Source organism: Sphingomonas humi (assembly GCF_039536725.1).
In the GTDB taxonomy this organism is placed as follows: Bacteria; Pseudomonadota; Alphaproteobacteria; order Sphingomonadales; family Sphingomonadaceae; genus Sphingomicrobium; species Sphingomicrobium humi.
Genome location: NZ_BAAAZD010000002.1, coordinates 100,664 through 118,263, shown reverse-complemented (window position 1 = coordinate 118,263; position 17,600 = coordinate 100,664). Strand labels below are relative to the sequence as shown.

The window sequence follows — 17,600 nt, the reverse complement described above, 5'->3', positions numbered from 1 at the left end:
GGACATCAGAATACCGACGACAGCCGGAGGGGCGTTCGCATGGGGCGAGCGCCAGCGATCGGCCAACATGAGAGATTTGCATGCCGCTCTACGAGCATGTCTTTCTCGCAAGGCAGGACCTGGCTCAAGCCCAGGTCGACGCCCTTGCTGAGACGGCAACCAACATCATCACCGAAAACGGTGGAAGCATCGTCAAGGCCGAGACCTGGGGTCTTCGTGGCCTTGCCTACCGGATCGCCAAGAACCGCAAGGCGCATTACGTGATGCTCGACATCGACGCCCCGGCTGCGGCCGTCGCCGAGCTCGAGCGTCAGACGGGCATCAACGAGGACGTGATCCGCTTCATGACCATCCGTGTCGATGCGCATGAAAATGGTCCGTCGGCCATGATGCGCCGCCAGGAGCGTGATCGCAGCGACCGTGGTGATCGCGGCGACCGTGGTGATCGCGGCGATCGTGGTGATCGTGGTCCCCGCGGCGACCGCCCAGAGCGCGGCATGCGCGACGAGATGGGAGCGTAATCGATGGCCCGTGCATTCTTCCGCCGCCGCAAGTCGTGCCCGTTCTCGGGTAAGGACGCCCCCCGGATCGACTATAAGGACGTCCGGCTGCTCCAGGGCTTCGTGTCCGAGCGTGGCAAGATCGTCCCCAGCCGCATCACCGCGGTCAGCACCAAGAAGCAGCGCGAGCTGGCCAAGGCGATCAAGCGCGCCCGCCACATCGGTCTGCTTCCCTACGTGGTCAAGTAAGGAGCGCTACTCATGGATGTCATCCTGCTTGAGCGCGTCGAGAAGCTCGGCGCCATTGGCGACGTCGTCACCGTCAAGAACGGTTTCGCTCGCAACTACCTTCTTCCCCGCAAGAAGGCGCTTCGTGCGAACGAAGCCAACCGCAAGCTGTTCGAGGCCAATCGCGCCAAGATTGAATCCGACAATGCCGAGCGTCGCTCGGCTGCGCAGGACTCGGCCAAGGGCGTCGACGGCAAGACCGTTCAGCTGATCCGTCAGGCGTCGAACACCGGCCAGCTTTATGGTTCGGTCAGCGCCCGCGACATCGTCGACGCCCTTGAGGCGGACGGTGCCAAGGTCGCGAAGAGCCAGGTCGTGCTCGATCGCCCGATCAAGTCGATCGGCATGCACGAAGTGCGCGTCGTCCTCCACGCCGAGGTCGCGGTCACCGTCAAGGTGAACGTCGCCCGTTCGCCTGAAGAAGCCGAACTGCAGTCGCAGGGCGTCGACGTCATGGCCCAGATGTTCGAGCGTGATAACGCTGGCTTCACTGAGGATTACGATCCGAACGCGGAGCCCGGCACGATTGCAGAATCGACCGAAGAGGAAGTCGCTCAGCCCGACGCGGCCTGACGCTTCACTTCTTGACTGTGGAATCAGGGCCGTCCGGTATCTCCGGGCGGCCCTTTCCTTTTGGCGCACAGCCCTCCGTCCATCGCATCGCCCCGGAACGGCGACCTCTCCTCATGCTTTCTGAACGCAAGAGCGTGGGTAGTTGGAGGAGAGAGTTCATGAACGCCGACGAACGCACGCCCGGTCAGCAGGGCATTGGCGAGCAGCGCTCGCAGCATAACCAAGCAAATGAGCATGCTGACCGGCAGCAACAGCAGCAGCAGACCCCGCAGGACGGGGGCATGTCCACCGGTCAGGCTTCCTATGGGAATAGTGGCGAAACCGGCACCGACACACTGAGCCAGGATAGCAGCAGCCTCGGCCAGGAGAGCGATCTTGGACAAACCAACCAGTCCGCGGATAACCGACAGGACGGCGATCGCAGCCTTTTCCGCGGTAGCGATAAGGATATGGGCAGCACTGGCGAAACGGATCGGCAAGACACGACTGGTCAGGATTTTGCCGATCAGGGCCAAGGCGCGCTGAACGAAGATTTGATGGGATCTGATGAGGACACCGCCCGCAATACCGACATCGAGACCGAGCGCTCGCAGGGGCGTGAAAGCGACATCGAAGGCAGCAGTCTTTAATGATGCTTCGGGGAGGAAAGCATCTGCTCTCCTCCCCGCCGTCTCCTTGTAGGCCATGGGACCTAAATCTCACCTGATCCGGTAAAATTCAGCAACTCTGTCGAGCGCCATGCTGAGCACCAGCTTGCCCGCCCGCGCCGGCCAGCCAAGGGCAGTCTCCGCGTCGCGCACGCCCTCGCCAGCGCAGACGATTCGCCACAGAATATCCGACATTCCAGTCCCGGTCGCGGCCAGCGCCTCGTCGAAACGCGCTCGGGCACCGGCTTGCTGTTCGGTTCGCCCCAGTGAAGGCGCCCTCGCCTGACCACGCGCCAGCCCGGGCGCCGGATCCCAGCGCATAGTGACGCACGGAGAGAGATTGGCGCGCTCCCAATCAAGACGCAGTTGCTCACCGGCGTCGAACTGCCGCCGATTGAGATGACCATGCCGATGAAGCCATCCAAGCGGCGACTCCACCTCGTTGACCGTCACTGACCTGCGAACCTTGCGGGTGACCTTCCCCCCGTCTTCGACCCGCTTCTCGACCAACTTGCGCTTGCTCACCCGCCCTCTCCTTCCAGCCTTCCGAGTCGATAGACACTTGCCAGAACGGGAAGGATGTAGGACAGGATAAAAACCTGATGGGTTAGGGGGCGCTATTAATGATCACACGTATCCGGGAAGTCCGCAAAGCGAAGCGCATGACGCTCGACGACGTCGCCCGCGCCTGTACGCCACCGACGACGCCCCAGACGATCGGACGCCTGGAAACCGGAATGCGAACCGTCTCAATCGGCTGGCTCAACCGCATTGCGGCGGCGCTTGGTGTCGCGCCGACCGATCTCGTCGATCATCCGGCAGCTGAAAAGCTCGATGTGATCGCCATGTTGAGCGGCGAAATCGCGACGGCTCCGCGACGTGCCCAGGTCGTCTTGCCGCCACGACCCGAACCGACACAGGTCGCCATTCTCGTGACTGCCAGCATGGCCGACTACCGTTCGGGTGATGAACTGTGGTGCGATCGCCTTGAACCCGAACAGTTCGGCCGCGCTCTCAATCGCGACGTCCTCGTGCCGCGCCCGGCCGGCCGTTTCCAGTTCGGCCGCCTGCTCGCCCGCGAGGAAGGCAAGCTGCACCTCCTTCCGCTCGGAAGCGGCGCGCGGCAGGTCGTGGTAAGCGAACCAGCCTTCCTCGTCGTCCCCACCCGCCTTGTGCGAAAGCTCGGCTAGCCCAGGCCGGGCGCCGTCATCGTGGGCTTTCCCGGCGCCGCTAAACGTCGGGGGCGGCTTCGACGCGCTGTCGCACCTAGTGAAGCCAGTTGACCAACACGGCGCAGGGTGAGAAAGCGCCACCTCCTCACGCGGGGGCGCTTAGCTCAGCTGGTAGAGCGGCTCGTTTACACCGAGTAGGTCGGCGGTTCGAACCCGTCAGCGCCCACCATCCTCGTCATCGGTTCGGCTTCGCCGCGACAGCTTAGATGGCGGCCATCCCCACTTCCTGAAAATAGCGGCGGAGGCCGGCGCTCGTGGCGGGGGCCATCTCGATAAAGACGCGTCGGCCGTCGTGCGGATCGTCGCGGCGGATAAGAAGGCCGCGGTCGGTCATCGATTTGATCCAGCGGAGCGCGGTCGTTGCCGGAACCGCAGCGGCGATGCACAGGCTCGACACCGGCACGCGATGCTGCACGACTTCTGCCTGGAGGAGGTCGAGCAGCATGTCCCATGCGGGATCGGCGAACAGGTCCGCGGGCAGGAACGTCGATCTCAATCGGCGTGCCCGGATCATTGTCCGCAGCTCCTCGGCGGAAATGTTCGGAACGTCGTCACGCGGGGGCGCCATCGTGGCAGGCGAGAGTGGCGGACCGGCAGAAGCGGTGCTCAGCCGTGCGAGGGTTGAGGCAATCCGACTGACCTCTTCGCTCAGCTGGCGAAGGCGCGCGGCGCTGGCGTCGGACGCGACATCCCGCGCGCTTCCCGCATGTTGCGGCTGGACCGCGAGCGAGATCGCCGCAAGCCGCTCCATCTCATCCGCGTTGACCAGGAGGTCGACGTCGGCGTCGGCAAGATCGCAGAGGACATCGTCGATCTGCTCCAGCCTGGTGGCGATCACCACACCGAACTTCTTGCGCGCCGCTTCGCGTCCGGCTCGCTCCAACAGGCGGCGGACCGGCGAGGTCGGCGCTTCATCGAGTTCGATCCACAGCGCCGAAAGCGTCGCCCGCTCCTCCAGCGCGTCGATCGCCTCGGCGGGACTGAGATCGGAAAGCGTGACAAAACCGCTCATTTCCGCGGCATGGCGGGCGCGTTGGCGGGCGGCGATGGTGTCACCCACGACCATGATGGGAGCCCGCGAGGGCTGCGCGTAGGAGTAATCAAGAGCAGACGTAGCTACGGTCATGACACCATCCTGTTGGAGTCAAAATAACCGAGCCTGAGAAGACTACACTTCAAATCGGTTCCATGTCAGCGAAAAGTTACTCCGCAACGGAGAAAGGCGTCATCGGTCGGCAAGGCGACCCGGCGTCTAGACGTTTCGTGGGGTCGAGCGGGTGAGGGTCGTGATGGCTTGCAATAATGACGATACGCTGTTCAGGGGCGAGGTGCTGATCCACCTGCGCCATGGTATTCGCCGTTCCTGCCGGCTTGCCGAGCAACTCGCGACCGACTCGATCGTCGGCAGCGAAGCGCAGGCGCTGCTGGGCCGGCTGAATGCCATCACTGCCGAGCTGGAAGGTCTAAATCTGACCAGGCCGGATCCGCAGCAGCCCCACAACGATCCGGTGTGGTACAAGCCACCCCACCCGTTTCGTTATGCCGGCTCCAGTCCTTCGGGCATGTAGCGGCCAAGCGGCGGGCCGCGCCAGGTCGCCGTCGCGGCGAAGCCCGGGTTGAGGAAGCGCGGCTTGGCATAGTCGAGCGGGCGTCCATCCAGTCCATCGACCTGCCCGCCAGCGGCAAGCAGCACCGCATGCCCTGCGGCCGTGTCCCATTCCGAGGTCGGCGACAGCCGCGGGTAATAGTCGGCGCTACCGTCGGCCAGCAGGCAGAACTTCAGGCTCGATCCGATCGAAACCAGGTCGGCATCAGCCAGTTCGGCGGCAAGGAAACGGCGGGTCGCCTCGTTCATGTGCGACTTGGAGGCGACCACCGTCAGCCGTTCGCCGGGATGGCGGACGTGCAGGGGCTTTCGCGCGCCGTCACTGCTTTCGACCCACGCTTCGCCGCCGACAATTCCTGCCCAGAGCCGTCCCTGTTCGGGAGCAAGGACGAGGCCGAGCACTGGCGCGCCCCCGACGACCAGGCCGATATTGACCGTATAGTCATCGCCGCCGCGAACGAATTCGCGGGTGCCGTCGAGCGGGTCGACCAGGAAAAAGGCATCGCCCAGTTCGGGCACCCGGCCAGCGGCCACTTCCTCTTCGGCGACGACCGGGATGCCCGGAGCATGACGGGCAAGCGCGGCGAGCAGGATGGCTTCGGCGGCATGGTCCGCCTCCGTCACCGGTGACTGATCACCCTTGTGAGCGACCGCGCAGCCGCGCTGCCGGATCGCCCGGATCGCCTCCCCCGCCTCGCGGCAGGCGGCCCCGAGCGGCTCCAGCAGTGGGGCCCAAGTCACTTAGCGAGCACCCACCTTACTTGGGCGCCATCCGGATGCCGCCGTCGAGGCGGACGTGCTCGGCATTCATGTAGCCGCTTTCGATCATGAACACGGCGAGGTTGGCATATTCCTCGGGTCGGCCGAGCCGCTTGGGAAACGGCACCTGCGCGCCCAGCGCATCCTGCACCTGCGGCGGCATCATCGCGACCATCGGGGTCTTGAAGACGCCGGGGAGGATGGTGTTGACCCGGACGCCCTCGTTCATGAGGTCGCGGGCGATCGGGAGGGTCATGGCGAGCACGCCGCCCTTCGAAGCCGAATAGGCTGCCTGGCCGATCTGGCCGTCCTGGGCGGCGACCGAGGCGGTGTTGATGATCACGCCCTTTTCGCCATCCTCGCCGGCTTCGGCATCGACCATGCCGGCGGCCGAATGGGCGATGCAGCGGAAAGTACCGACGAGGTTGATCCCGATCACCAGTTCGAACTGGTGGATCGGATATTTCTTAACCGCCTTGGTTTCACGGTCACGGCCCACGGTCTTCACGGCATTGGCGACGCCGGCGCAATTGACGAGCACCCGCTCCTGCCCGTGGGCAGCGCGCGCCTTTTCGAAACCGGCGGCGACGGTGTCGTCATTGGTGACGTCCACTTCGCAGAAGATGCCGCCGATTTCGGCCGCTACTTTTTCGCCCTGTTCCTGGTTGCGGTCGAAAATGGCGACCTTCGCGCCTTTGGCCGCAAGCGCCCGCGCAGTCGCCTCACCAAGGCCCGACGCGCCGCCGGTGACCACTGCCGCAATGCCGTTGATATTCATGAGTTTGCGCTCTCCATCAGAAGAAATTCCACTAGCGTCCAGTTCGTCCAGTTCGGCAATTTCGGGCGCTGGATACTTCGCTGCCGCGTGTATCAAAGGCCCGGCCTGTAGGACAGAGTGGCAGATCTGATCCTGTCATTGCGAGGAACGAAGGACGAAGCAATCCACGGTTCGCAGGTTCGCCTGCTTGGATTGCTTCGCTACGCTTGCAATGACGGTTATTCGGGCAATGCCTCCACTCGAGCCAGCAGGGTTTCGACCTGCACCTGAGCGCCCGCTTCGACGTTCATTTCCGCCACGACGCCATCGAATGGTGCAAGCATGGCATGCTCCATCTTCATCGCTTCGAGCGTCAGCAGCCGCTGGCCCTTGACGACCTTGTCGCCGGCTCCCGCATCGACGCTGGTCACCTTGCCGGGCATCGGCGCGAGCAGGCTTCCGCTGCCGACGCGGCCGCCGCCGCCGCGTGCCCGGCGGTCGAAGGCATAGGCCTGGCCGCCTTCGAACAGCACGACGCGCTCATCGTCGGCAAAGCCCGACGCAGGGGCATAATCTTCCTCATCGTCGAGGACGATACGCCGCCGGTCGGCGCCGAAAGCGAGGGTCGCGGCCGGTGCCGGGCGCGCGTTGAGCCGGAAGCCCGCCAGCGCCGGCTGCTCCTCGGCCGCGAGCGCGATCACCGCTGCAGCGCGCCACAGCGCGTCATCGGGCTCGCCATCAGGGACCAGCGCGTCGAGGCGACGGGCGATGAAGCCGGTGTCGAGCCTGGCGTCCTCGAAATCCTCGTCGAGGAGGCAGTTGCAGAGGAAGCCGGCGTTGGTCCGCACGGGCCACACTTCGACCCCGTCGAGCATCGCGGCGAGCGTGCCGATCGCCTCGTCACGGTCCTCGCCGCGCGCGACCAGCTTGGCAATCATGGGGTCGTAGAAGGGCGAGATTTCGTCGCCTTCCTCGACCCCGGTCTCGATGCGGCCGTCTTCGCCGAGGTCGAAATGATCGAGCCGCCCGGTGCTGGGCAGGAAGCCGGTCGACGGATCCTCGGCATAGAGCCGCGCCTCGATCGCGTGGCCGGTGATGGCGAGATCTTCCTGCCGCTTCGGAAGTGGTTCGCCGCAGGCGACGCGGAGCTGCCATTCGACGAGGTCCTGGCCGGTGATCTCCTCGGTAACGGGATGCTCGACCTGCAGCCGGGTATTCATTTCCATGAACCAGATGCGATCGGCGCGCAGGCCCTCGCTGCCGTCGGCGATGAATTCGATGGTGCCGGCGCCTTCATAGTCGACGGCCTCGGCAGCGCGCACCGCGGCGCCACAAACGGCGGCGCGGGTGACCTCGTCCATGCCGGGTGCGGGCGCTTCCTCGATGACCTTCTGGTGGCGACGCTGAAGCGAGCAGTCGCGTTCGAACAGGTGGACGACATTGCCATGGCTGTCGCCGAACACCTGCACCTCGATGTGGCGCGGGCTTTCGATCCACTTTTCGAGCAGGACGACATCGTTGCCGAAGCTGGACGCTGCCTCGCGGCGGCAGCTGTCGAGCGCGTCGGCAAAGTCGGCCGCGGCATCGACCTTGCGCATGCCCTTGCCGCCGCCGCCCGCGACAGCCTTGATCAGGACCGGATAGCCGATCGCGTCGGCTTCGGCCTTGAGGCGCGCGGGCGACTGGTCGTCGCCCATGTAGCCGGGGGTGACCGGGACGCCGGCCTGGGCCATCAGCTTCTTGGCGGCGTCCTTCAGGCCCATGGCACGGATGCTGGCTGGCTTGGGCCCGACCCAGACAAGGCCGGAGTCGAGGACGGCCTGCGCGAAGTCAGCATTTTCGGAAAGGAAGCCATAGCCGGGGTGGATCGCCTCGGCCCCGGTTTCCCTGGCGGCGGCGATGATCCGCTCGCCCACCAGATAGCTTTCGCGCGCCGGCGAGGGACCGATGTGGACCGCCTCATCGGCCATGCGGACATGCAGGGCCCGCGCGTCCGCGTCCGAGTAGACCGCGATTGTCCGGATGCCGAGCGCCTGCGCGGTACGGATGACACGGCAGGCGATTTCGCCGCGATTGGCGATGAGCAGCGAGGAAATCATTCGGCAGCCTCCAGCACGCGCATAGGTTCTTCGGCCTGCATCGGTTTCAGCCCAAGCTTGGCGAACAGCGCCGAATCCTTGCTGTCGCCGGCATTGGTGGTGGTGAGCAACTTATCGCCAGTGAAGATGCTGTTGGCGCCGGCAAGGAAGCAGAGCGCCTGCGTCGCCTCGCTCATGCTTTCGCGCCCCGCCGACAGCCGCACCATCGAGCGCGGCATGGCGATGCGCGCGACCGCGACGGTGCGGACGAACTCGATATCGTCGATCAGGCGCTCGCCGGCGTACATGTCGCCGAGGACCGTGCCCTTGACCGGCACCAGCGCGTTGACCGGTACGCTTTCCGGATGACGCGGCAGGGTGGCGAGGGCGTGGAGGAAGCCGACGCGGTCTTCGCGGCTTTCGCCCATGCCCACGATCCCGCCGCAGCAGACGCTGATGCCTGCCGCGCGGACCTCTTCCAGCGTGTCGAGCCGGTCGGCGAAGGTGCGGGTGGAGATGATGTCGCCGTAGTGCTCGGGCGAGGTGTCGATGTTGTGATTGTAATAGTCGAGGCCGGCGGCCTTCAGCTGCCGCGCCTGCTCACCGCTTAGCATGCCAAGGGTCATGCAGGTCTCCAGCCCCATCGCCTTGACGCCCTCGACCATGCGACAGACCGCGGCCATGTCGCGATCCTTGGGGCTGCGCCATGCCGCGCCCATGCAGAAGCGCTGCGAGCCGGCTGCCTTGGCCTCGGCGGCAGAGGCGAGGACGGCGTCGACGTCCATCAGCTTCTCGGCCTTGAGGCCACTGTCGGCGAAGGCCGACTGCGAGCAATAGCCGCAATCCTCTGGGCAGCCGCCGGTCTTGATCGACAGCAGGGTGCAGAGTTGCACTTCGCCGGCCGCGTGATGCGCTCGGTGCGTTTCGGCAGCGCGGAACATGAGCTCGGTGAACGGCAGGTCGAACAGCGCAGCAATCTCGGCGCGGGTCCAGTCTTGGCGAACGATCGTAGGCACCTTAGCGGTCATCTCCAGGAAGGCGGTCAGAAACGGACGGCGGGAAACCATTGCTCGCCGAGCACCATCGCGACCACGATCGCAAGGGCGATGATCGCGGTGCGACCGATCGCTGAGCGCGTTGCCGTCACGTCGGGGCCGGGTGAAACCGGATCGAGGGCGTCCTGCACGATCGCGCTACATCCGGAACACGCCGAACTGCGGGCGGTCCGCAATCGGCGCGTTGAGGCAGGCGGCGAGCGCGAGGCCGAGGACGTCGCGGGTCTGGGCGGGGTCGATGATGCCGTCGTCCCACAGGCGGGCGGTGGCGTGCCAGGGTGAGCCCTGCGCCTCGTAATCTTCGCGGATCGGGGCCTTGAAGGCTTCGGCCTCTTCTGGGCCCCACTTGTCGGCGTCGCGGTGGACGGTGGCGAGCACGCTTGCCGCCTGTTCGCCGCCCATCACGCTGATCCGGCTGTTGGGCCAGCTGAACAGGAAGCGGGGCGAGTAGGCGCGGCCGCACATGCCGTAATTGCCGGCGCCGAAGCTGCCGCCGATCAGTACGGTCAATTTGGGCACCTGCGCGGTGGCGACGGCGGTGACCAGCTTGGCGCCATGCTTGGCGATGCCCTCGGCCTCATATTTGCCGCCGACCATGAAGCCGGAGATGTTCTGGAGAAACAGCAGGGGCACGCGGCGCTGGCAGGCGAGTTCGATGAAGTGCGCGCCCTTGACCGCGCTTTCGCTGAACAGGACGCCGTTGTTGGCAAGGATCGCGACCGGCACCCCGTGGATGTGCGCGAAGCCGGTGACGAGGGTCGAGCCGTAGAGCGGCTTGAATTCGTGAAATTCCGACCCGTCGACGATGCGGGCGATGACTTCATGCACGTCGTACGGCGCGCGGACATCATCGGGGACGATGCCGTAGAGTTCTTCCGGATCGTAGACGGGGTCGCGCACGTCCTGCAGCGGAAGCGCGGGTGCCTGATGCGGCAAGGTGCTGACGATGTCCCGCACGATCTGAATCGCATGCTCGTCATTGTCGGCGAGGTGGTCGACCACGCCACTCTTGCGGGCATGGAGGTCGCCGCCGCCTAGATCCTCAGCGCTGATTTCCTCCCCGGTCGCGGCCTTCACCAGCGGGGGGCCGCCGAGGAAGATGGTGCCCTGGTTGGCGACGATCACGCTTTCATCGCTCATAGCGGGGACATAGGCGCCGCCCGCGGTGCAGCTGCCCATGACGCAGGCGATCTGCGGGATTCCGAGCGCGCTCATGTTGGCCTGGTTGAAGAAGATCCGGCCGAAGTGGTCGCGATCGGGAAACACCTCGGCCTGGTGCGGCAGATTGGCGCCGCCGCTATCGACCAGGTAGACGCACGGCAGCCGGTTGGCCTCGGCGATCTCCTGCGCGCGCAGGTGTTTCTTGACCGTCAGCGGATAATAGGTCCCGCCCTTCACCGTCGCATCGTTGCAGACGATCATCACCTGCCGGCCCGACACGCGGCCGATCCCGCAGATGATGCCGGCACCGGGCACCTCGCCCTCGTACATGTCGCAGGCGGCGAGCTGCCCGATCTCGAGGAAGGGCGAACCGGGATCGAGCAGCCGCTCCACCCGCTCGCGCGGCAGCAGCTTGCCGCGGGCGACATGGCGGTCGCGAGACTTCTCATTGCCGCCAAGCGCCGCGGCGGCGACGTCGGCGCGGAGCCGGTCGGCCAGCGCGCGGTTGTGCGCGGCGCGGGCCTGAAATTCGGCGCTGTCGAGCTGGACCTTGGTGTCGAGGCGCGGCGCACTCATGTCTCGTTCAATCCCGTTCGTCGAAAACAGATGTTGTGCCAGCGCCTAGCGGGGCCGCCGCGGCTTGCAAAGCTGGCGCAGCGGACGCAGCGCTGCCGGCGCACTTAGTCTGTCATGAGGTTGTCATGGTTCGTTCTCCCCTCCTGCTCGCCGCTTCCGCACTGGCGCTCACCCTGTCGGTCGGCGGCTGCAAGGTTTCCACCACCGAAGACAAGCCGGTTGCCGCGGCATCTGGCGGCGCGCTCGGGATCAAGCCCGAAGCGCTCGACAAGTCGGTGGCGCCGGGAGACGATTTCTATGCGTTCACCAATGGCGGGTGGATGAAGTCGACCGAGATCCCGGCCGACCGGTCCAGCATCGGCGCCTTCTACATCGCCGACCAGGTCCGCGAGAAGAACACCCGCGAGCTGTTCGACAACCTGCTCAAGAGCGACCAGGACGCCAATTCCAACGAAGGTCGGATCGCCAACTATTACAAGGCGTATCTGAACACCGACGCCATCGACAAGACCGGCATGGCCCCGGCCAAGGTCGACCTCGACGCGATCGCCGCCATTGCCGACAAGAAGGCGCTGTCGGCCGCGATCGGATCGAGCCTGCGGGCCGACGTCGATCCGCTCAACAGCACCAATTTCCAGACCGGCAACCTGTTCGGCATCTTCGTCACCCAGGGGCTGAACACCCCGGGCGAGACCTTGCCCTACATCCTCCAGGGTGGCCTCGGCATGCCCGAGCGCGAATATTACCTGTCTGCCGACGGCAAGATGGCCGACCTGCGCGGCAAGTATCAGACCTATATCCAGTCGGTGCTGCAGGCAGCGGGCTATCTCGATCCGGCCGGAGCCGCCGGCCGCATCGTCGCGCTGGAAACCAAGATCGCGCAGGCCCACGCCAGCCGCGAGGAGAGCGAGGACTTCAGCAAGGCGGCCAAGGTATGGACCCGCGCCGAGCTGGAGAAGAATGCGCCCGGCATCGATTGGACCGCACTGCTGGACGCCGCGCAGCTCGGCGGCGCGCCCAAGTTCCAGGCCTATCATTCGACCGCCATTCCCAAGCTTGCCGCGCTGGTCGGCTCAGAACCGCTCGACGCGTGGAAGGACTGGCTGGCGTTCCAGACGCTGAATGCGCAGGCGAACGTTCTGCCCAAGCCGATCCGCGACGCGAGCTTCGCGTTCAAGGGCACCGCGCTTCAGGGCACGCCGCAGCAGCGTCCGCGCGACATCCAGGCGCTGAACGCGACCAGCAATGCGCTCCGGGATGCGGTCGGCAAGGCGTACGTCGACAAATATTTCCCGGCGTCGGCCAAAGCCGAAGTCCAGCAGATGGTCGACCGGATCAAGGCGGCCTTCGCCAAGCGGGTCGAGGCCCTCGACTGGATGGCGCCGTCGACCAAGCAGGAAGCGCTCGCCAAGGTGAAGTCGATCGTGGTCGGCGTCGGCTATCCCGACAGCTGGCGCGACTATGGCGCGGTGACCATCACGCCCGACAACGCCTATGCCAATGCGAAGGCGGCGAGCCTTGCCGAATACAGGCACCAGATCGCCAAGATCGGCAAGCCGATGGACCGCGCCGAATGGTGGATGCCGCCGCAACTGGTGAACGCGGTCAACCTGCCGGTGCAGAATGCGCTGAACTTCCCGGCCGCGATCCTGGTCGCGCCCTTCTTCGATCCCAACGCCGACCCTGCCTATAATTACGGCGCGATTGGAAGCGTGATCGGGCACGAGATCAGCCACAGCTTCGACAATAATGGCGCGCTGTTCGATTCGACCGGCAAGCTTCGCAACTGGTGGACGCCGCAGGATTTCGCCCGCTTCCAGAAGGCGGGCGACGCACTCGCCAAGCAGTTCGACGCCTACGAGCCGCTTCCGGGCCTGCACGTGAACGGCAAGCTGACGCTGGGCGAGAATATCGCCGACGTCGCCGGCCTCGCCGCCGCCTACCAGGCCTATCAGGACAGCCTTGGCGGCAAGCCGGGGCCGACCATCGACGGCTTCACCCCCGACCAGCGCTTCTTCATTGCTTATGGCCAGGCCTGGGCGACCAAGATGCGCGAAGAGACGCTGCGCGGCCGGATCGCGACCGACGGCCATGCCCCGGGCCAGTATCGCGCGCAGACCGTCCGCAACCTCGATCCCTGGTACGGCGCCTTCGACGTCAAGCCGGGGCAGAAGCTGTATCTCAAGCCCGAGGAGCGGGTGAAGGTCTGGTAAGGCCCTCCCCGCCTGCGATCAGATGAGCTAGCGGGGGCGTCATGCCGACGATCCTGCTGCTCATCTGTTCGAACATCTTCATGACCGCCGCCTGGTACTGGCACCTGAAAGGCGGAATGAGCAAACCGGTCCTGCTGGTGATCTTCATCAGCTGGAGCATCGCGCTGGTCGAATATTGCTTCGCGGTGCCTGCCAACCGGATCGGCTATGCCAACGGCTGGACCGGCGCGCAGCTCAAGATCGCGCAGGAGGCGATCACCTTGATCGTGTTCGGCGGGTTCATGGTGATGGTCTTGGGCGAGCCGCTCCACTGGCGGCACCTCGCTGCGTTCGCCTGCATCATGGCCGCGGTGGGGTTCATGTTCGGGGGTAAATAGCCTGCAACCGCGACTCGATGGCGGACGTTCACTAACCGACTCAGTAACAAGGAGAGCGGCGTGTTCATCGACTTCAATCGCGATAATCAGGTGCAGGAAAACGAAGCGAGCCAGGAGCAGGTCGAGAACATCGTCAGTCATCGTCTCGGCCGCCTCGACGGCAAGGTGACCAGCGCGCAGGTTCACATCGCCCACGTCAAGGAAAGCCGTGGCAGCAGCCCCGATTATCGCTGCTCGATCGAAGTCCGTCCGGAGCATCTCGCCCCGGTCGTCGCGTCGGCGGAAGGCGCCGGGGTCGACGCCGTGGTCCGATCGGCCTGCGACAAGGTGCTTCACGCCTATGACAAGGTGGTCGGCAAGCAGGGCGCGCGCTAGCGCCGTGGCCTGCGCAGGCGTCACCGCCGGCGCAGGTTCAGGGCCTCAAGTCTAAGCTCCGATCAATTCCCGCCCAATCAGCATCCGGCGGATTTCATTGGTCCCGGCGCCGATGTCGAGCAGCTTCGCGTCGCGCATGAAGCGTTCGACCGGCCAGTCCTTGGTGTAACCCGCGCCGCCGAGCGCTTGGACCGCTTCACCCGCGACCTTGAACGCGCTTTCGCTCGCCAGCAGGATCGCGCCCGCCGCGTCGAAGCGGGTGGTCTTGCCCGCGTCGCACGCCTTGGCGACCTGGTAGACGTAGGCGCGCGCGGAATTGAGCGCGACATACATGTCGGCAATCTTGGCCTGCATCAGCTGCTGCGCGCCGATCGGCTTGCCGAACTGCACCCGCTCGCGGACGAACGGAATGACCACGTCGAGGCAGGCCTGCATGATGCCGAGCTGGATGCCGGCGAGCACCGTGCGCTCATAATCGAGGCCGCTCATCAGCACCCCGACGCCGCCGTTCTCGGGGCCCATGATATTCTCGGCTGGAACGAAGCAATCGTCGAACACCAGCTCGCTGGTCGGCGATCCGCGCATGCCGACCTTGTCGATCTTCTGGCCGATGGAAAAGCCCTCCATCCCCTTCTCGATCAGGAAGGTGGTGATGCCGCGGCTGCCGGCGTCGGGTGTCGTCTTGGCATAGACCACCAGCACGTCGGCATAGGCGCCATTGGTGATCCAGAACTTGGTCCCGTTGAGGCGATAGCCGTTGCCCGATTTCTCGGCCTTGAGCTTCATCGACACGACGTCGGAGCCCGCGCCGGCCTCGCTCATCGCCAAGGCGCCGACCTTGGTGCCGTCGATCAGCCCGGGGAGATATTTCTTCTTTTGCTCATCGTTCGCCCAGCGGCGGATCTGGTTGACGCAGAGGTTCGAGTGCGCGCCGTAGCTGAGGCCGACCGAGGCCGACGCGCGGGCGACTTCCTCCTGGGCGACGACATGCTCGAGATAGCCGAGGCCAAGCCCGCCCCATTCCTCTTCGACGGTGATGCCGTGGAGGCCGAGCTCGCCCATTTCGGGCCACAGCTCGATCGGGAAGCGATCGTCGCGGTCGATCTCCGCAGCGAGCGGTTGGATGCGGTCGGTCGCGAAACGCTGGGTGGACTCGCGGATGGTGTCGGCCATCTCGCCGAGGTCGAAATCGAGGGTGGGTGCGGACATGAGGCTGGCGCTAGCAGAGCGCCGGAGGCTTGGACAAGGCGGGCGGAATGCTTATTGCAGTGCAACATTCTTCTCACGGAGTCCGCTTTCATGGCCACCGCATCCGATAACGTCGTCATCCTCTCCTACGCTCGCACCCCGATGGGCGCGATGCAGGGCGCGCTGGCCGACGTCAGCGCGACCGATCTCGGCGCCACCGCGGTCAAGGCGGCGGTCGAGCGGGCCGGGGTTGAGGGCGGCGACATTGACCGCATCTACATGGGCTGCGTACTTCCGGCCGGGTTGGGGCAAGCACCGGCGCGCCAGGCGGCGATCAAGGCCGGCTTGCCGACCAGCGTCCAGGCGACCACCGTCAACAAGGTGTGCGGCTCGGGCATGCAAACGGTGATCATGGGCGCCGAGGCGATTGCCACCGGCAATGCCGACATGATCGTTGCGGGCGGCATGGAGAGCATGACCAACGCGCCCTATCTGCTCAAGAAGCACCGCGGCGGCGCGCGGATCGGCCACGACAAGATTTACGACCACATGTTCCTCGACGGGCTGGAAGACGCCTATGAGGAAGGCCGCGCGATGGGCAGCTTCGCGCAGGCAACCGCCAACGATTATCAGCTGACGCGCGAGGGCATGGACGCCTATGCGATCGAAAGCCTCAGCCGCGCCAAGTCGGCGATCGACAATGGCGGGTTCAAGGAAGAGATCGTCGCGGTGACGGTAAAGAGCCGCGCGGGCGAGACCGTGGTCGATACCGACGAAGCGCCCGGGCGCGGCCGCCCCGACAAGATCCCGCAGCTGAAGCCGGCTTTCGACAAGGAAGGCACGATCACCGCTGCGACTAGCTCGTCCATTTCCGACGGCGCCGCCGCGGTTGTCCTGGCGCGCGAGTCGGACGCTTCGGCGAAGGGCTTGAAGCCGGTGGCCCGCATCGTCGCCACCGCCGCCCATGCGCAGGCCCCGGCCGAGTTCACGATCGCCCCGATCGGCGCGATTCACAAGGTGCTCGACAAGGCCGGGTGGAGCATCGGCGAGGTTGACCTGTTCGAAGTCAACGAAGCCTTCGCCTGCGTCGCCATGTTCGCGATGAAGGATCTCGGTATCGGGCACGACAAGATCAACGTGCACGGCGGTGCCACCGCGCTCGGTCACCCGATCGGCGCCAGCGGCACCCGCATCATCGTGACCTTGCTGAGTGCACTCAAGCAAAAGGGCCTGAAGCGCGGCATCGCTTCGCTGTGCATCGGCGGCGGCGAAGCGACGGCAGTGGCGGTCGAGCTGGTCTGAGCCGGCGCGGCCCGCCGCTCAGCGCGTGCCGAGCAGCCCGCGCCGTCCGATCGCGACGAACATCGCGAGCAGGTATAGCGCGAAGAAGGCCGCGATTAGCGCGAGGGGCGTCAGCGGCGGTGCATAGCCAAGCTGTGCCGCCGCCGACTTTCCGCAGAGGACGAGGAATAACAGGCTGACCATGATCCCGTTCGCTTCACGCGCAACGGTCTGCATCAGCTCGTCGCCAAGATTGCGATAGCGGATCGACATGATGATGAGCCCGGCGCCGGCGGCGATGGCGAGGGTCGTGGCGGCACCCTGGGTCAGCGGACCGGCCATGGCTGGCGTCGGAGCCAGCCCGAGCGCTCCCAGAAACGCGGCCGCGAGAAGCATGGTGACGCTGCCGATCACCAGCGCCTTGCGCTGTTCGCGCAGATCCTCGGCGCATTCGACGTTGAGCGTTCGCGCCCCGACCCCCGGAAGCAGGGTTCCGAGACCGACGAATGCGGCCATCAAAAGATAGACGAGCGCGACGCCGAGCACGACCACCCGGGTCTTGTCGTCGGTCAGGCCCTGTTGCCGTTCAAGTAGCGAGAGCAAAGCGAACATGCCCACCCCGCCCGAAATGCCGCCCAAAACGAGCTGAAGCAGGACCTTGCGGCCCTTGCTACCGGGGTTCACTGCTTTTGCGTCGCTCATGCTTCCGGCTCCCAGCTATCGAGGAACAACTGGTCGACCGCCACGGTGAACAATTTCGCCATGCGCAGCGCCAGCGGGAGGCTCGGGTCATATTTGTCGGTCTCGACCGCGTTGACGGTCTGGCGCGACACGCCGAGGCGGCGGGCGAGTTCGCCCTGCGACCAGCCGGCCCGTTCACGCCAGTCCCTAACCCGATTCTCCATGGCCCGGAGGTATGTCAAACATGTTTGAC

At 65.5% G+C, this 17,600-nt stretch carries 21 protein-coding genes and 1 tRNA gene; 11 read left to right on the top strand and 11 right to left on the bottom strand.

Features of this window, described 5'->3' with window-relative positions:
• The first annotated feature begins 80 nt into the window (after positions 1-80).
• From rpsF to ABD729_RS08435, 4 genes are all read left to right on the top strand, one after another.
• Positions 81-521: a 30S ribosomal protein S6 gene (rpsF, locus tag ABD729_RS08450; protein WP_344709800.1), complete on the top strand. Its 441-nt coding sequence runs from the start codon at positions 81-83 to the stop codon at positions 519-521.
• A gap of 3 nt (positions 522-524) precedes the next feature.
• Positions 525-749, top strand: a complete 225-nt coding sequence (gene rpsR, locus ABD729_RS08445) for a 30S ribosomal protein S18 (RefSeq protein ID WP_264883537.1) — start codon at positions 525-527, stop codon at positions 747-749.
• Positions 750-761: 12 nt separating this feature from the next.
• The gene (gene rplI, locus ABD729_RS08440; protein ID WP_344709799.1) at positions 762-1,361 is read left to right on the top strand and encodes a 50S ribosomal protein L9; all 600 of its coding nucleotides are present in this window, start codon (positions 762-764) and stop codon (positions 1,359-1,361) included.
• A 158-nt stretch (positions 1,362-1,519) separates the two neighbouring features.
• A complete protein-coding gene (locus ABD729_RS08435; RefSeq protein ID WP_344709798.1) occupies positions 1,520-1,990 on the top strand; it encodes a hypothetical protein in 471 nt (156 codons plus the stop codon).
• Positions 1,991-2,059: 69 nt separating this feature from the next.
• Here the strand turns inward: ABD729_RS08435 and ABD729_RS08430 are convergent, their stop codons facing one another.
• Positions 2,060-2,533 carry a DUF6456 domain-containing protein gene (locus ABD729_RS08430; protein ID WP_344709797.1) on the bottom strand — a complete coding sequence of 158 codons (474 nt, stop codon included), beginning with the start codon at positions 2,531-2,533 and terminating at the stop codon, positions 2,060-2,062.
• 98 nt (positions 2,534-2,631) lie between these two features.
• On the opposite strand from ABD729_RS08430, the gene ABD729_RS08425 reads away from it, so the two are divergent.
• Positions 2,632-3,198 (top strand): helix-turn-helix domain-containing protein, encoded by a 567-nt coding sequence (locus ABD729_RS08425; protein ID WP_344709796.1) that lies wholly within the window; start codon positions 2,632-2,634, stop codon positions 3,196-3,198.
• A 135-nt stretch (positions 3,199-3,333) separates the two neighbouring features.
• Positions 3,334-3,409 (top strand) — tRNA-Val (locus ABD729_RS08420).
• Between the two features lie 33 nt (positions 3,410-3,442).
• On the opposite strand, the gene ABD729_RS08415 is transcribed toward ABD729_RS08420, so the two are convergent.
• Positions 3,443-4,306 (bottom strand): MarR family transcriptional regulator, encoded by an 864-nt coding sequence (locus ABD729_RS08415; protein WP_344709794.1) that lies wholly within the window; start codon positions 4,304-4,306, stop codon positions 3,443-3,445.
• Between the two features lie 262 nt (positions 4,307-4,568).
• Between ABD729_RS08415 and ABD729_RS08410 the strand changes: the two genes are divergently transcribed.
• On the top strand, positions 4,569-4,808 hold the full coding sequence (locus ABD729_RS08410; protein WP_344709793.1) for a hypothetical protein: 240 nt from the start codon (positions 4,569-4,571) through the stop codon (positions 4,806-4,808).
• Here the strand turns inward: ABD729_RS08410 and cysQ are convergent.
• From cysQ to ABD729_RS08380, 6 genes are all read right to left on the bottom strand, one after another.
• Complete coding sequence (gene cysQ, locus ABD729_RS08405) at positions 4,778-5,587, bottom strand: 3'(2'),5'-bisphosphate nucleotidase CysQ (RefSeq protein WP_344709791.1); 810 nt, start codon at positions 5,585-5,587, stop codon at positions 4,778-4,780. The genes ABD729_RS08410 and cysQ overlap by 31 nt on opposite strands.
• A gap of 16 nt (positions 5,588-5,603) precedes the next feature.
• Positions 5,604-6,383, bottom strand: a complete 780-nt coding sequence (locus ABD729_RS08400) for an SDR family oxidoreductase (RefSeq protein WP_344709790.1) — start codon at positions 6,381-6,383, stop codon at positions 5,604-5,606.
• Between the two features lie 218 nt (positions 6,384-6,601).
• A complete protein-coding gene (locus ABD729_RS08395) occupies positions 6,602-8,461 on the bottom strand; it encodes an acetyl/propionyl/methylcrotonyl-CoA carboxylase subunit alpha (protein ID WP_344709789.1) in 1,860 nt (619 codons plus the stop codon).
• Positions 8,458-9,468 (bottom strand): biotin synthase BioB, encoded by a 1,011-nt coding sequence (bioB, locus tag ABD729_RS08390; RefSeq protein WP_344709787.1) that lies wholly within the window; start codon positions 9,466-9,468, stop codon positions 8,458-8,460. The genes ABD729_RS08395 and bioB overlap by 4 nt, the downstream gene beginning before the upstream one ends.
• A gap of 14 nt (positions 9,469-9,482) precedes the next feature.
• Complete coding sequence (locus ABD729_RS08385) at positions 9,483-9,626, bottom strand: hypothetical protein (RefSeq protein ID WP_344709786.1); 144 nt, start codon at positions 9,624-9,626, stop codon at positions 9,483-9,485.
• Between the two features lie 7 nt (positions 9,627-9,633).
• The gene (locus ABD729_RS08380; protein ID WP_344709785.1) at positions 9,634-11,232 is read right to left on the bottom strand and encodes a carboxyl transferase domain-containing protein; all 1,599 of its coding nucleotides are present in this window, start codon (positions 11,230-11,232) and stop codon (positions 9,634-9,636) included.
• A gap of 125 nt (positions 11,233-11,357) precedes the next feature.
• Here ABD729_RS08380 and ABD729_RS08375 point away from each other — a divergent pair, with 125 nt between their 5' ends.
• From ABD729_RS08375 to ABD729_RS08365, 3 genes are read left to right on the top strand one after another with little or no spacing between them, the layout of a single operon-like run.
• Positions 11,358-13,445: a M13 family metallopeptidase gene (locus ABD729_RS08375; RefSeq protein ID WP_344709784.1), complete on the top strand. Its 2,088-nt coding sequence runs from the start codon at positions 11,358-11,360 to the stop codon at positions 13,443-13,445.
• Positions 13,446-13,486: 41 nt separating this feature from the next.
• Positions 13,487-13,822 carry a DMT family protein gene (locus tag ABD729_RS08370; RefSeq protein ID WP_344709782.1) on the top strand — a complete coding sequence of 112 codons (336 nt, stop codon included), beginning with the start codon at positions 13,487-13,489 and terminating at the stop codon, positions 13,820-13,822.
• A 60-nt stretch (positions 13,823-13,882) separates the two neighbouring features.
• Entirely contained in the window at positions 13,883-14,197 is a 315-nt protein-coding gene (locus ABD729_RS08365; RefSeq protein ID WP_344709780.1) for an HPF/RaiA family ribosome-associated protein, read from the top strand.
• A 51-nt stretch (positions 14,198-14,248) separates the two neighbouring features.
• On the opposite strand, the gene ABD729_RS08360 is transcribed toward ABD729_RS08365, so the two are convergent.
• On the bottom strand, positions 14,249-15,406 hold the full coding sequence (locus ABD729_RS08360; RefSeq protein ID WP_344709778.1) for an acyl-CoA dehydrogenase family protein: 1,158 nt from the start codon (positions 15,404-15,406) through the stop codon (positions 14,249-14,251).
• A gap of 90 nt (positions 15,407-15,496) precedes the next feature.
• On the opposite strand from ABD729_RS08360, the gene ABD729_RS08355 reads away from it, so the two are divergent.
• A complete protein-coding gene (locus tag ABD729_RS08355) occupies positions 15,497-16,687 on the top strand; it encodes a thiolase family protein (RefSeq protein WP_344709777.1) in 1,191 nt (396 codons plus the stop codon).
• 18 nt (positions 16,688-16,705) lie between these two features.
• Here ABD729_RS08355 and ABD729_RS08350 read toward each other — a convergent pair whose 3' ends face one another.
• Together ABD729_RS08350 and ABD729_RS08345 are read right to left on the bottom strand one after the other, a co-directional pair.
• Positions 16,706-17,368 (bottom strand): hypothetical protein, encoded by a 663-nt coding sequence (locus tag ABD729_RS08350; protein WP_344709776.1) that lies wholly within the window; start codon positions 17,366-17,368, stop codon positions 16,706-16,708.
• A complete protein-coding gene (locus ABD729_RS08345; protein WP_344709775.1) occupies positions 17,365-17,571 on the bottom strand; it encodes a helix-turn-helix transcriptional regulator in 207 nt (68 codons plus the stop codon). Before ABD729_RS08345 ends, ABD729_RS08350 begins: the two co-directional genes overlap by 4 nt.
• Positions 17,572-17,600 lie beyond the last annotated feature (29 nt).